The 13,123-nt window shown below is 65.6% G+C and carries 15 protein-coding genes; 10 read left to right on the forward strand and 5 right to left on the reverse strand.

Annotation, left to right across the window (positions count from 1 at the left end; all coding sequences use genetic code 11):
* The first annotated feature begins 4 nt into the window (after positions 1–4).
* The 6 genes from G6N57_RS15650 (at position 5) to G6N57_RS15675 (ending at position 5,226) form a co-directional block, all read left to right on the forward strand.
* Complete coding sequence (locus G6N57_RS15650) at positions 5–1,243, forward strand: CaiB/BaiF CoA transferase family protein (RefSeq protein WP_268951118.1); 1,239 nt, start codon at positions 5–7, stop codon at positions 1,241–1,243.
* 17 nt (positions 1,244–1,260) lie between these two features.
* Complete coding sequence (locus G6N57_RS15655; protein ID WP_077741540.1) at positions 1,261–2,418, forward strand: thiolase family protein; 1,158 nt, start codon at positions 1,261–1,263, stop codon at positions 2,416–2,418.
* Positions 2,419–2,433: 15 nt separating this feature from the next.
* Positions 2,434–3,582, forward strand: a complete 1,149-nt coding sequence (locus tag G6N57_RS15660; RefSeq protein WP_077741539.1) for an acyl-CoA dehydrogenase family protein — start codon at positions 2,434–2,436, stop codon at positions 3,580–3,582.
* 116 nt (positions 3,583–3,698) lie between these two features.
* The gene (locus G6N57_RS15665; protein WP_407665973.1) at positions 3,699–4,364 is read left to right on the forward strand and encodes a TetR/AcrR family transcriptional regulator; all 666 of its coding nucleotides are present in this window, start codon (positions 3,699–3,701) and stop codon (positions 4,362–4,364) included.
* A gap of 14 nt (positions 4,365–4,378) precedes the next feature.
* Positions 4,379–4,882: a hypothetical protein gene (locus G6N57_RS15670; RefSeq protein WP_077742068.1), complete on the forward strand. Its 504-nt coding sequence runs from the start codon at positions 4,379–4,381 to the stop codon at positions 4,880–4,882.
* A 92-nt stretch (positions 4,883–4,974) separates the two neighbouring features.
* The gene (locus G6N57_RS15675) at positions 4,975–5,226 is read left to right on the forward strand and encodes a hypothetical protein (protein WP_133118345.1); all 252 of its coding nucleotides are present in this window, start codon (positions 4,975–4,977) and stop codon (positions 5,224–5,226) included.
* A 94-nt stretch (positions 5,227–5,320) separates the two neighbouring features.
* On the opposite strand, the gene G6N57_RS15680 is transcribed toward G6N57_RS15675, so the two are convergent.
* A complete protein-coding gene (locus G6N57_RS15680; protein ID WP_077741537.1) occupies positions 5,321–6,535 on the reverse strand; it encodes a cytochrome P450 in 1,215 nt (404 codons plus the stop codon).
* A gap of 178 nt (positions 6,536–6,713) precedes the next feature.
* On the opposite strand from G6N57_RS15680, the gene G6N57_RS15685 reads away from it, so the two are divergent.
* Positions 6,714–7,070, forward strand: a complete 357-nt coding sequence (locus G6N57_RS15685; protein WP_077741536.1) for a limonene-1,2-epoxide hydrolase family protein — start codon at positions 6,714–6,716, stop codon at positions 7,068–7,070.
* On the opposite strand, the gene G6N57_RS15690 is transcribed toward G6N57_RS15685, so the two are convergent.
* Genes G6N57_RS15690 through G6N57_RS15705 form a run of 4 tightly spaced genes read right to left on the reverse strand, consistent with a single transcriptional unit; the run spans position 7,027 to position 11,020 of the window.
* Complete coding sequence (locus G6N57_RS15690) at positions 7,027–8,028, reverse strand: NADPH:quinone oxidoreductase family protein (RefSeq protein WP_077741535.1); 1,002 nt, start codon at positions 8,026–8,028, stop codon at positions 7,027–7,029. The two genes, G6N57_RS15685 and G6N57_RS15690, sit on opposite strands and share 44 nt — an antisense overlap.
* Entirely contained in the window at positions 8,025–9,014 is a 990-nt protein-coding gene (locus G6N57_RS15695) for a phosphotransferase family protein (RefSeq protein ID WP_077742066.1), read from the reverse strand. The genes G6N57_RS15690 and G6N57_RS15695 overlap by 4 nt, the downstream gene beginning before the upstream one ends.
* Positions 9,015–9,046: 32 nt before the next feature.
* Positions 9,047–10,348 carry an acyl-CoA dehydrogenase family protein gene (locus G6N57_RS15700; protein WP_077741534.1) on the reverse strand — a complete coding sequence of 434 codons (1,302 nt, stop codon included), beginning with the start codon at positions 10,346–10,348 and terminating at the stop codon, positions 9,047–9,049.
* A 15-nt stretch (positions 10,349–10,363) separates the two neighbouring features.
* Positions 10,364–11,020 carry a TetR/AcrR family transcriptional regulator gene (locus G6N57_RS15705; RefSeq protein WP_077741533.1) on the reverse strand — a complete coding sequence of 219 codons (657 nt, stop codon included), beginning with the start codon at positions 11,018–11,020 and terminating at the stop codon, positions 10,364–10,366.
* 314 nt (positions 11,021–11,334) lie between these two features.
* On the opposite strand from G6N57_RS15705, the gene G6N57_RS15710 reads away from it, so the two are divergent.
* The 3 genes from G6N57_RS15710 to G6N57_RS15720 are packed head-to-tail and all read left to right on the forward strand — an operon-like array spanning position 11,335 to position 13,121.
* A complete protein-coding gene (locus tag G6N57_RS15710; RefSeq protein ID WP_077741532.1) occupies positions 11,335–12,615 on the forward strand; it encodes a cytochrome P450 in 1,281 nt (426 codons plus the stop codon).
* On the forward strand, positions 12,615–12,809 hold the full coding sequence (locus G6N57_RS15715) for a ferredoxin (protein ID WP_077741531.1): 195 nt from the start codon (positions 12,615–12,617) through the stop codon (positions 12,807–12,809). Before G6N57_RS15710 ends, G6N57_RS15715 begins: the two co-directional genes overlap by 1 nt.
* 15 nt (positions 12,810–12,824) lie before the next feature.
* On the forward strand, positions 12,825–13,121 hold the full coding sequence (locus G6N57_RS15720) for a DUF1330 domain-containing protein (protein WP_003880116.1): 297 nt from the start codon (positions 12,825–12,827) through the stop codon (positions 13,119–13,121).
* Positions 13,122–13,123 lie beyond the last annotated feature (2 nt).

A 13,123-nucleotide genomic window follows, 5' to 3' on the forward strand; every position in this document is an offset into this window, starting at 1 on the left:
CCCTGTGAGCGAGTTTACGAGCGAACCACCGACGACGGACTTGCCGCTGGCCGGTATCACCGTCATCGCGATGGAACAGGCGGTCTCCGCGCCGATGTGCACCCGCGTGCTGGCGGACTTCGGCGCCAGGGTGATCAAGATCGAGAACCCGAAGGGGGGCGACTTCGCCCGCGACTACGACGACGTCGTGCTCGGCCAGGCGGCCCATTTCGTATGGGCCAACCGGGGCAAGGAGTCGGTCACGCTCAATCTGAAGTCGCCCGAGGGGATGGCGGTGTTGCACCGGTTGCTCGACGGTGCCGACGCGTTCGTGTCCAATCTCGCTCCCGGCGCCACCGCACGGCTGGGGTTGGGCCCAGAGGATCTCAAGGTGCGTCATCCCCAGGTGATCCCGCTGGAGATCGATGGATACGGCCCAGGTGGGCCCCTGTCGCACAAGCGCGCCTACGACCTGCTGGTGCAGGCCGAATCCGGTTCCTGCGCGTCGACCGGTTATGCCGGGATGCCGGCCAAACCTGGTGCGGCGGTTGCCGATATCACCACCGGGCTGTACTCGGCGCTGTCCATCATGGCGCTGCTGCTCGGCCGGGCACGAATTGGCGACACCGCCGCCGCGCCCGCCGTTGCGGTCAGTCTGTTCGACACCATGACCGACATCATGGGGTACCAGCTGACGTACACCCAGCACTCGGGGATCGACCAGGTTCCGCTGGGGATGAGTTCCCCTGCGGTCGCGCCTTACGGTGCGTTTGACACCCGCGACGGGCAGACCGTCGTGCTGGGGACCACCAACGACCGGGAATGGCAGCGGTTGGCCCGTGAGATCATCCAGCGCCCCGATCTCGCCGACGACCCGCGCTTCGCCACCAACTCCGACCGCTGCGCCCATCGGGACGAGCTGAACAAGGCCATCGAATCCTGGTGTGCCGAGCATGATCTCGATGACATCCAGCAGACCGCTGACGATGCCGGGATCGGCAACTCGCGCTACAACCTGCCCAGCGAGGTCATCACCCATCCGCACCTGCAGGCACGGGACCGGTGGCGCCAGGTCGACACTCCCAGCGGAGAGATCTCGGCTCTGTTGCCGCCGCCGGTGATCAGCGGTATGGAGTTGGGCATGGGTGCGGTTCCGGGCCTCGGTGAGCACACCGATGAGGTCCTCGGCGGTATCGGCCTGAGCGTCGAGCAGATCGCCGCCCTGCGGGAGCAGGGTGCGATCGGCCCGGCCTACCAGTCTTAGTTCTAGAGGAGAATCCCATGCGCGAAACCGTCATCGTCGAGGCCGTCCGCACCCCGGTCGGCAAGCGTAACGGCGGCCTGTCCGGGTTCCACGCCGCCGACCTGTCCGCACTGGTGCTCAACGCGCTGGTGGAGCGGGCGGGGATCAGCCCCGACATCATCGACGACGTGGTCTGGGGCTGCGTCTCCCAGGTCGGTGACCAGTCCAGCAACATCGGCCGCTACTCGGTGCTGGCCGCGGGCTGGCCCGAACACATCCCGGGTACCACGGTCAACCGGGCTTGCGGATCCAGCCAGCAGGCACTGGATTTCGCGGTCCAGGCCGTGATGTCCGGCCAGCAGGATGTGGTGGTCGCAGGCGGGGTCGAGGTGATGAGCAAGGTGCCGCTGGGTGCGGCCCGCGCCACCGGAACCCCCTACGGGCCGAAAGTATTCGAGCGTTATAAGGATTTCGGGTTCAACCAGGGCATCTCGGCCGAGATGATCGCGCAGAAGTGGGGTTTCAGCCGAACCCAGCTCGATGAGTATTCGGTGGCCTCGCACGAGCGGGCCGCGGCTGCCCAGGATCGCGGCGCGTTCGAGAACCAGATGATCACCGTGTTTCCCGATCCGGCAGATCAGCTCGACCCAGTAGTCGCCGACGAAGGAGTGCGCCGGGGCACCACGGTGGAGAAGCTGGCCGGTCTCAAGCCCGCCTTCGCCGAGGACGGGGTGATCCACGCGGGCAACTCCTCACAGATCTCCGACGGGGCCGCGGCTCTGCTGGTGATGACCTCGGAAGCCGCGGTGGCCATGGGGCTTTCGCCGATCGCGCGCTACCGCGCCGGCGCGGTGACGGGAGCAGACCCGGTGCTGATGCTGACCGGGCCGATCCCGGCCACCGAAAAGGTGCTGCACAAGGCCGGAGTCCGCCTCGACGAGGTCGGCGTGTTCGAGGTGAACGAGGCTTTCGCCCCGGTGCCCCTGGCCTGGCTGGCCGAGACGGGTGCCGACGAGGCGAAGCTGAACCCGCTCGGCGGCGCCATCGCACTGGGGCACCCGCTCGGTGCGTCAGGTGCGGTGCTGATGACCCGGATGATCAACCACATGCGCGACAACGGAATTCGGTACGGCTTGCAGACCATGTGTGAGGGCGGCGGCACCGCCAACGCCACGCTGGTCGAGCTCATCGACTGACGCTAGGGAGAAGTAGTGCAACGCAATCTGTTCACCGAGGACCACGAGGCATTCCGCGCGCTCGCCCGTGATTTCATCGAAAAGGAAGTCGTGCCGGCCTATCCCGAGTGGGAGAAGGGCGGGCGCATGCCCCGCGACGTGTTCAAACAGATGGGTGAACTCGGCATGCTCGGGATGGCGATTCCCGAGGAGTACGGCGGCGCGGGCATAACGGACTATCGCTACAACGTGGTGCTGCAGGAGGAGGCCGCCCGCGCGCTGGTCACGCTGTCGACGGTGCGAACCCAACTCGAGGTGATCCTGCCGTACTTCCTGCACTACGCGAACGACGAGCAGCGGCAGCGCTGGTTCCCCGGGCTGGCGGCAGGCACGCTGCTGACCGCGGTCGCGATGACCGAGCCGGGCACCGGGTCGGATCTGGCCGGGATGCGCACCACCGCGGTGCGGGACGGTGACGAGTACGTGCTCAACGGCGCCAAGACGTTCATCACCGGCGGCATCCAGGCCGATCTGGTGGTCGTGGTGGCGCGGACCTCCACAGACCCGGAGAACCGGCGCAAGGGGCTGACCCTGCTGGTGGTCGAGGACGGGATGGCGGGCTTCGAGCGGGGTCGCGAGCTAGAGAAGATGGGCTGCAAGGTGCAGGACACGGCGGAACTGTCGTTCACCGACGTCCGTGTCCCCGTGGCCAACGTGCTGGGGGAGGAGGGTGAGGCGTTCAGCTACCTGGGCCACAACCTGGCCCAGGAACGGCTCACCGTGGCCGTCGGTTCGGTGGCACAGGCCCGTTCGGCGATCGCCGCGGCGATCGACTACACCAAAGATCGCAAGGCATTCGGCCAGCCGGTGGCATCGTTCCAGAACACCAAGTTCGAACTCGCGGCGTGCTCGACCGAGGTCGAAGCGGCGCAGGCGATGCTCGACCGGGCGGTGGCGCTACACGTCGACGGCGAGCTGTCCGGTGCCGACGCGGCCCGGGTGAAACTGTTCTGCACGGAGATGCAGGCGCGGGTCATCGATCGTTGCCTGCAGCTCTTCGGCGGGTACGGCTACATGATGGAGTACCCCATCGCGCGGCTGTACACGGACGCCCGGGTGGCCCGCATCTATGCCGGCACCAGCGAGGTCATGAAGGTGATCATCGCGAAGTCCCTGGGGCTCTGACCGGGCATATCCGGCCGTTGTGACGGCTGCCGGAAAAATCTTTCCCTGAGACGCTTGTCACAGCGGTCAAACCAACTTACTGTGTGTTCACTAGGTTGGTTCGACGAAGGAGTCCGGTGGCTTCAGTGGCAGGGGCGGAGGCGTCTTCCGGGGGTGCACGGCCCTATGAGACGCTCCTGGCCAAGGGGGAAGACCGCAGGCAGCGGATACTTTCTGTGGCCGAGAAGCTGCTGGCCCGCAACGGTTGGCGCAACACCTCCCTGGCCCAGATCGCCAGGGAGGTGGGTGTCACCCCGGCCGGTCTGCTGCACCATTTCGAGTCCAAGGAGCAACTGCTCAACGCGGTGCTCGATGCGCGCGATCATGACGATGACACCCACGCGGACCGCTCCGGTGATCTCGCTCAGGAGATCAAGCGGGTCGCCGAGCGCTTCGTCCGCGCGCCCGAGTTGGTCGGCACGTTCACGGTGCTGCTGGTCGAGAACATCCAACCCGACGCTCCACTGCACGATCGTTTGCTGAAACGACAGCAGGCGGCGCGGGACATCGTCGCGGACATCATCACCCGCGGCCAGCTCAGTGGCCGCTATCGCTCCGACTTCGACGCGGCCACCAAGGCCGTGGAAATCCTGGCATTCATCAATGGAATGGAGACCTCATGGCTACTCGATCCCTCGCTCCCGTTGACGGACGTGTTCACGAGCTACGCGGAGATGCTGGCGAGGGACTTGGAGCAGGACACAGAGCAGCCGGCCGGCCGCAACGGGGCGGCCGTCCAGTGAGATTGGAGGACGACATGCGGTATCGGCTTGATGTGGTCGCCCCCTGTGTGGTGGACGCGGTCCGGTTCGCCGGTGGGTGGCTGGTCGACCGGGTGATGGCCGGGTGGGATGTCACGGTGCTGATCGGCGCCGACGAGGATGTCCGGCCGCTGGCGATCCTCGGGGTGGAGACCATCGCCCTGGAGTCGGTATTGGAGTCGTGGGAGGACCGCCCGCATCCGCAGACCGTCGCGGTGGCCGCGGATCTGTTCAACACCGACGAGCGGGTGCGACGCGGCGTGCTGGGGGCGCTGGAGCAGGGCCACACCGAGGTGACGCTGTGGGGTGACGAGTGTCCCGCGGACCTGAGCGTCGACCCGGTGCGTCACGAACTATCCGCTGCCGCACGCGCTTTCAAAGCACAGGCGCTCGCGGCGGTCAACGATCCCGGAGCCAAGGTGGTCGGAAATACCGAGGCATTCCGCTGCGGCACGATGATCAGCCGCTCGGTGCCCGCGGATCTGATTCCCGCCAGCTGATCTCTCGCCGAGCGTTTCTGCCACCGGCAGATCAATTTCTGCCACCGGAATTAACCCTTTGACCTCGATGTTTGATGATTCAGATCGACGAAATGGCACAACGGATCGTCGACCTGTGGAGCCGTAGCGCGATGCTCGACGCCACCTTCAACTCATCGGAAGAGGGCACCACAATGAAGAAATACGGATTCGCCACCCTGATCGCCGGCGGCTTGGGCGCAGCGGTTCTCGGCTTGGCCGCGCCCGCCTCCGCCGAGCCGGTCACCCCGGTGGGGCCGCATTACAGCGTCGACAACCACGACCAGGTCAACACCACCAACGGTTTCGTGGATCTGCCTTTCTGAATCCGTCGACCCTGCGTACAGCTCGTCGAGTCTGCGTACAGATCGCGAAAACTCCCAATTTCACGATCTGTACGCAGACTCGGCGCCAGCCGGGCTAGACGAAAGTGGGCATCGCGGCCCAGCCCCGCACCGCGGCGGTCTCAGACGGCTTGGCGTTGGCCCAGTCGACATTCCACTCCGGGAAGCGTTTGAGGATCTCCTCCAAGGCGATGCGACCCTCCAGGCGGGCCAGCGCGTTGCCCATGCAGAAGTGTGTACCTGCACCGAAAGTCATGTGGGACTTCTGTTCCCGGTGGATGTCGAAGACATCGCCGTCGGGGGCGAACCGCCGATGGTCGCGGTTGGCCGCGCCGACCAGCATCAGCATCGCCGAACCTGCCGGCACGGTCTGGCCGTAGTACTCGACATCGCGGGTGACATAGCGGGCGATCTGCAGTGCCGGCGGCTCCCAGCGCAGGATCTCCTCGATCGCCTGGGGAATGAGCTCGGGATTCTCCACCAGGTCGCGGCGTTGGTCCGGGACGTCGGCCAGGGTCTTTCCGGCCCAGCCGATCAGCCGCGTGGTGGTCTCGGAGCCGGCTGTTGCGATGACCGTCAGGTACAGCAGCAGCTCGTCGCGGCGCAGGGTGCGCACGGTGCCGGTCTCGTCGGTGAACTCGGCGTTGAGCAGGTCGGTCATGATGTCGTCGGACGGGTGCTGGGTGCGCCAGTCGATGAACTCGGCGAACACCTCACCGGTGGCCAGGGCGTCGACCGTCTGCCCCTGCAGGGTCTCCTCGCCGTGGTCGGTGATGGCGCGCTGCCGGTCCTCGGGGATGCCCAGCAGCATGCCGATGACGCGCATGGGCATCTGTTCGCCGAGGTCGTTGACGAAGTCGAAGCGGTCGGATCCGATCAGCGGGTCCAGGCAGCGTGCGGTGAATTCGCGGATCTGCGGTTCGAGTGCCAGCACCTTGCGCGGGGTGAACACCCGCGACAGCAGGTTGCGGTGGATGTTGTGGATCGGCGGATCCTCGAAGATCAGTGTTCCCGGCGGTATCTCCATGCCGGACTTGATGATCTCGAGCAGGGCTCCTCGCCCGGAGATGAATGTCTCATGGTCGATGACCGCCTTGTTCACGTCGTCGTAGCGACTCAGCGCGTAGAAGTCGTGCTGCTCGTTGTAATACAGCGGGGCCTCTTCCCTGATCCGGGCGAACACCGAATAGGGATCCATATTGAGCTCGACGCTGTACGGGTCGTAGTACAGGTCGGCTTCGGTCGACGTGGGCACGGCTGGTCTCCTGACCGTATCGAAAGGGCTGTGCATCTGCTTAGCAGGCCGGGGGCAGCCCGGTCAAGGATTGGTTGCCGGCGCCCGCGGCAGGGTGAATTCGATACGGGCTGTTGCGGATTGAAAGGTTCGCTGGTCCGGAAGCGATCTCTATCGGAATTACACTCCGGCGCGCTAGTGTAAATATCTGCCAACAACGGCCGACGGGGGACTGATGACCGCTGAGGAGATCGTGCGCGCCGAGATCGCGGCGTGGGGGAGCAACGACGTCGACGAGGTCATGAATCATTTCGCCGACGACGCCACCTTCGACATCGGGCCCGACTGGCCGAAGCTCGCCGGGCGCGATGCGATTCACGAAATGATGAAGGTGTTCTTCGCCGGCGGGAAATGTGTCGACCTCGAGATCCGGTACCTCGCTGTTGACGGGAACGTCGTGTTGATGGAGCGGCGCGATCACTGGATCGTGGACGGCAAGCAGATGAGCTGGCCGGTCATGGGTGCCTACGAGGTACGGGACGAGAAGATCACGGCGTGGCGGGAGTACTTCTATCCGCCGAAGGAGTCCTGAGCTCGATCACGACCTTGCCGACGGCTTTCCCCGAGGCCACCTCGCGCAGTGCCGCGGTGGCCTCGCTCAACGGATAGACCGCACCGATGTGTGGCCGAACGGCGCCGGTGGCCAGCAGATCCCGCAGTTCGGCCTCGTTGCGGGTGAACTCGTCCGGGGTGATGTCCTGGAACTGGAAGCCCAAGATGTGAATTCCCTTGACCAGCACCAGGTTCAGTGGGATGCGGGGGATCGCACCGGAGGCGTAGCCGATCGTGACGAATCGGCCGCCGCGACCCAGCGACCGTAACGCCGGCTCGGACAGATCGCCGCCGACCGGGTCGAGCACGGCATGCGCGCCGTCGGGTAGTGCCTCTCTCAAGGCGGCACGCAGATCTCCACGTGTGTGATTGACGAGTGAGGACGCGCCGTAATGCGCTGCAATGGAGAGCTTTTCGTCCGAGGATGCCACTGCCGTGACCCGCGCGCCGAGGATCGTTGCGAGCTGCACGGCCGCCAGACCCACGCCGCCGCCGGCTCCCAGCACGATCACGTCGTCGCCCGGTTGAATCCGGGCCACCGAGCGCAAGGTGTGATATGCGGTGCGGTGAGCTACCCCGAAGGCGGCAGCGGTGCCGTCGTCGACACCGTCGGGAATCCGGGCCAGCCTTGCCGTCGGGACACACACCTGCTCGGCGAATGCGCCGAACAACCCGGTGCCGGTCACCCGGTCACCGACGGCGAAACCGTCAGTGCCCGCGGCAACTTCGGTGATCTCGCCGGCGAACTCACTGCCGGGTATGAACGGCACCGGCACATGGATCTGGTACTTGTCGGCGACCAGCAGTACATCGGGGAAGTTCACCGCGGCCGCGCGGATCCGGACCCGTACCTGGCCGGACTCCAGCGCGGGAGCGGGGACGTCTTCGAGGCGAACGACATCCGGAGGCCCGTACTCGGGGCAGACGGCGGCCTTCACCGGTAATCGGTGGATTCGGCGAGTTCGGCGGCAGATCGCATCAGCTCGGTGACCACCGGTCCGAAGGCCAGCAGCTTCTCGTCGTCGCCGGCCCGCTGAAAACCCTGCTCCAGGACGATCGCCAGCTTCCACTTCGCCAGCACCAGGTAGTAGTCCAGATCGTCGACCTGGCGTCCGGACACCTTCGCGTAGTGGGCGACGACGTCGTCACGCGAGGGCATTCCGCGCATGTCGACGTAACCCATCTCGGACGGCTCGGGGTTGTCGGGATCGGCCGGCCACGACTGCACCATCCAGGCCAGGTCGAGCTTCGGGTCGCCGACGGTGCCCATCTCCCAGTCCACGATCGCGGCCATCGTGGCCGGGGCGCCGTGGCGGTACATGACGTTGGCGAACTGGTAGTCCCCGTGCATCAGGCCGGGGATGAAGTCGAGCGGTTTGTGCGCCCGAAGCCACTCCGTGGCCACCTCGAGCCCGGGCAACTCACGGTTCTTGATCCGGTCGAGGAAGCCGATCCAGCGGGAGACCTGGCGTTCGTGGAAGCCGTCCGGCCGCCCGAGGTCGCCCAGCCCCTTGGCCTGCCAGTCGACCTTGGACAGCAGCGCTATACCTTCGGCCAGTTGATAACTCAACCCGGGTCGGGTGCTCAGGTCGGTGTCGAACGGCTCAGGCCAGCGGCCGTGGGTGTCCATGGGGGACCAGCCGTCGACGAAGCCCATCAGATAGAACGGCCGGCCCAGCACCTGCGGATCGGCGCACACCCCGACCGCGGCGGTATGCGGGACGTCGGTGCCGTCGAGCGCCTCGATGATGCGCCATTCCCGCAGAATCCCCTTGTCCCGATCTGGTGGAGCGCCCGCGGGCGGCATCCGCAGCACACAGGTGTGCTCGCCGCGGCGGATCTCATAGATGACGTTCTGGGTGCCGCCGGACAGGAAGCGGGCCTCCAGGGGCTCTCCCTTGCCGGCCAGCCCCGCGTTGTCCATCCAATCGGCAAGGCGCGCCGAGTTGATCTCACTCACAGGTTCCCCACCTCGGCTTCGAGATACTCGGCGAACTTCGCCTGCGCGGCCTCACGCTTGCGGGGTATCCACTCGGTGGGCCAGGTGTCGGTGGTGGGCTGGTAGTCACGCAACACTTGCCGGGCGACGGTGGTCTTGTGCACCTCGGTCGGTCCGTCGGCCAGTCCCATCACCGCGGCACCGGTGACCATGCCCATGAACGGCATCTCGTTGGTGACACCCAGCGCCCCGTGGACCTGCATTGCGCGCCAGGCGATGTCGTGCAGCACGGTGGGCATGGCCACCTTGACCGCCGCGATGTCCTTGCGGACCTTCTTGTAGTCGTTGTACTTGTCGATCTCCCACGCGGTGTAGAGCACCATCAGCCGGAACTGCAGCAACTGGGCATAGGAGTCGGCGATGTAGCCCTGCACGAACTGCTTGTCGGACAGCCGGCTGCCCTGGGTCTCGCGGCTCAGCGCGCGTTCACACATCATGTCCAGCGCCTTCTGGGCCAGGCCGATCGTGCGCATCGCGTGGTGAATCCGGCCGCCGCCCAACCGGGTCTGGGCGATCACAAAGGCTTGTCCCTCGCCGCCCAGCAGCGCCTCGGCCGGCACTCGGACGTTGTCGTAGTGGATCAACGCATGGCTGCCGTGGTTGTCCGCCTCGCCGTACAGCCCGACATTGCGGACGATCTCGACGCCGGGAGTGTCGGTGGGCACCAGGAACATCGACATGCCCTGGTAGGCGCTGACCTCGGGATTGGTCACCACCATGACGATCAGGAATGACGCGGTTGCGGCGTTGGAGGAGAAGAACTTCCAGCCGCTTATCACCCAGTCGTCCCCGTCGCGCACCGCACTGGTGGTGAACAGCGTCGGGTCCGCACCGGCATGCGGTTCGGTCATCGAATAACAGGAGAACAGCTCACCCTCGAGCAGCGGATGCAGGTACTGCTTCTTCTGCTCCTCGGTGCCGTAGTGCGCGATGATCTCGGCATTGCCCGTGTCGGGGGCCTGACAGCCGAACACGATCGGAGCCCACTGCGAGCGGCCGAGGATTTCGTTCAGCAGTGCCAGCTTGAGCTGTCCGTAGCCTTGCCCGCCCAGCTCCGGCCCGAGATGCGTAGCCCACAAGCCCTTTTCGCGCACCTGTGCTTTGAGTGGGTCGATCGCGTCCCGTCGCTTGCCCTCCAGTTGGGTGAACTGCAGGTGCGGAAAGGCCAGATCGAGCGGTTCGACCTGTTCGGTCACGAATTCGTCGGCCCAGTCCAGCAATTCCTGATACTGGGGGTCGGTCTCGAAATCCCACGCCATCGGGGTCCTCCGAATCTAGTTGTCGGTGTTGTTGAAGCCGGTGATCATCGCGCCGATATCGCGTGCCACTACGTCGGTGAACGAGTGGTCGCCGAAACTGCCGCCGGCCCAGTGCCGGACGCCTTCGCTGACCAGGATCTGCGCGAGCCGGGACAGATGGTCCACGTCGACGTGGGTGCCGAGCTTGCCGTCGGCCTGGGCCCGGCGGAACAACTCGCCGAACATGTCGGCGTCCTGCGTATCCGGGTCGACGTCGCCGGCCAGGATCCGGTGCTCGTGCCGGTACCCCTCCAGGATCGTCTCGACGATCAGATCAGGAGGGTTGCGTGCCATCGACCGCTCCAGGCTGCGCAGCGCCTCGGTGATGACGGTCATTACGTCGTAATCGCCGACCAGCAGCGATTTCACCCGCTTTTGCGCCAGTCGGGTGGAGGTCAGGCCCACCTCGAACAGCACGTCTTCCTTGGCTGGGAAATAGAAGTAGAAGAGGGCGCGGGACACTCCCGCGGCGCGGCAGATGTCGGCGACCGTGGTCTTCGCATAGCCGTTCGTGCGCCAGAGCGCCATCGCGGCCTGGACCAGATCGCGCTTGGTCCGGTGCGACCGGGCCCGCTGGAATGACGCCCGACGCTGACTGTTGTCAGCAGTCTCGGTCGTGGTTGCCTTGGGCATATCCGGCACTTTAACAACGGATTCGGCTATTGGAAATAGTTGACGTTTGTCTAACTATCTCTCTGTTGGCACTGCGCTGCGCGGTTGCCGGTCCTGGTTGCCGGGACGCCCCGGGGCGGGCACTATCACCGGCCGGCTGATCGCCGTCGATGGCGGGCTGGCAATGCTCGGCGGTTGAGGAAGAGAATCCTATTCTTGCTGCTTGTCGCAGATGGGTTGGGGTCCGGCGTTGACGCACAACCGGTGCTGTGGAAATCTACTATTCATAGATGAGAGCCGCATTCTCATACGTGCGGCTGGAACGGGAGTAGCTGATGGCGATCGACCCAACCGGTATCGATTTTTTCCGCGATGAACGATTGGTCGACGACCCGTACCCATTCTTCGAGGCGCTGCGGAACAAGTGCCCGGTCACGCGTGAAGACCACTACAACGTCACGATGGTGACCGGCTGGGACGAGGCCGTGCAGGTCTACAACGACGAGGAAACCTTCTCGTCCTGCCTGTCGGTTACCGGACCGTTCCCGGGCTTCCCGGTCCCGCTGGAGGGGCGTAGCGCCGAAGAGGTGACCGCGCTCATCGACAAGCACCGCAACGAACTGCCGTTCAGCGATCAGCTGCCGACCCTGGATCCGCCCACCCATACCGACCACCGCTCGCTGTTGATGCGGTTGATCACGCCCAAGCGCCTCAAGGAGAACGAGGACGCCATGTGGCAGTTGGCCGACGAGGTCCTCGACAGCTATCTGGCGCCCGGTGGGGGCGAGTTCATCAAGGGCTTTGCCGGTCCGTTCACACTGCTGGTGATCGCCGATCTGCTGGGTATCCCAGCCGAGGATCGCGAAGCTTTCGTCAATGGCATCAAACAGAATTCCGGCGGCGGCATCGGCAGCACGAGCAAGGAGTCGCTGTCCCACAGCCCGCTCGAGTTCCTCTACGGCCAGTTCTCCGACTACGTGTCGGATCGACGGGCCAACCCGCGCGACGACGTGCTCACCGGCCTGGCCGAAGCCACGTTCCCCGACGGCAGCATCCCCGACGTCGGCGATGTGGCCCGGGTGGCGACCAACGTCTTCTCGGCCGGGCAGGAGACCACGGTCCGCCTGCTCAGCACCGCTTTGAAGGTCCTGGGTGAACAGCCCGGGATCCAGCAGCGGCTGCGGGCTGACCGCAGCCTCATCCCGAACTTCATCGAGGAGGCGCTGCGGATCGAGAGCCCGGTCAAGGGCGACTTCCGGTTGTCGCGCCGCCCCGTGACCATCGGCGAGACCGAGTTGAACGCCGGCACCACGGTGATGGTGCTCAACGGCGCGGCGAACCGCGATCCGCGGCGATTCGAGGATCCCGACACCTTCGACCCGGCGCGTAAGAACGCTCGCCAACATCTGGCATTCGGGCGCGGTATCCACAGCTGCCCGGGCGCTCCGTTGGCGCGTGCCGAAACCCGCGTCGGCATCGAGCGGTTGCTGGACCGGACCACCGACATTCGGATCTCCGAGGCCCGGCACGGTTCGGACGGCGACCGCCGCTACGACTACATCCCGACCTTCATCCTCCGCGGGCTGACCGAGCTGCATCTGGAGTTCGACAGCTGATGCGGGTCAGGGTCGACGAGGATCGCTGTGCCGGACACGGCATGTGCCTGACGCTGTGCCCCGAGGTCTTCGAGATGTCGGACGACGGGTGGGCGGTGGCCGATCCGGAAGAGGTTCCCACCGGGCTAGAGGATGCGGCCCGCGAGGCGATAGCCAACTGCCCGGAACGGGCGATCAGTGAAATCAACGACTAGAGAAAGAGTTTCGTAATGGCATCTGCCAAGGGCTACGTCATCATCACCGAGGACATCAAGGACCCGGCCGGCATGGGCGAGTACGCGAAGCTGGCCTCGAAGGCGATGGGCGGGGCCACCATCGTCGCCGTCGATCAGAAGCCCGAGGTGATCGAAGGTGCCTGGCACGGCACCCAGACCGTGGTGCTGGAGTTCGAGTCGGTCGACGCCGCTCGGGAGTGGTACTACTCCGACGCCTACCAGGCGGCCGCCAAGGTGCGCCAAGGCGCCGCGGAGTGCAACGGCGTCATCCTCTCCGGCTTCCCCTCCTGACC

The sequence above is a fragment of the Mycolicibacterium boenickei genome (assembly GCF_010731295.1).
In the GTDB taxonomy this organism is placed as follows: domain Bacteria; phylum Actinomycetota; class Actinomycetes; order Mycobacteriales; family Mycobacteriaceae; genus Mycobacterium; species Mycobacterium boenickei.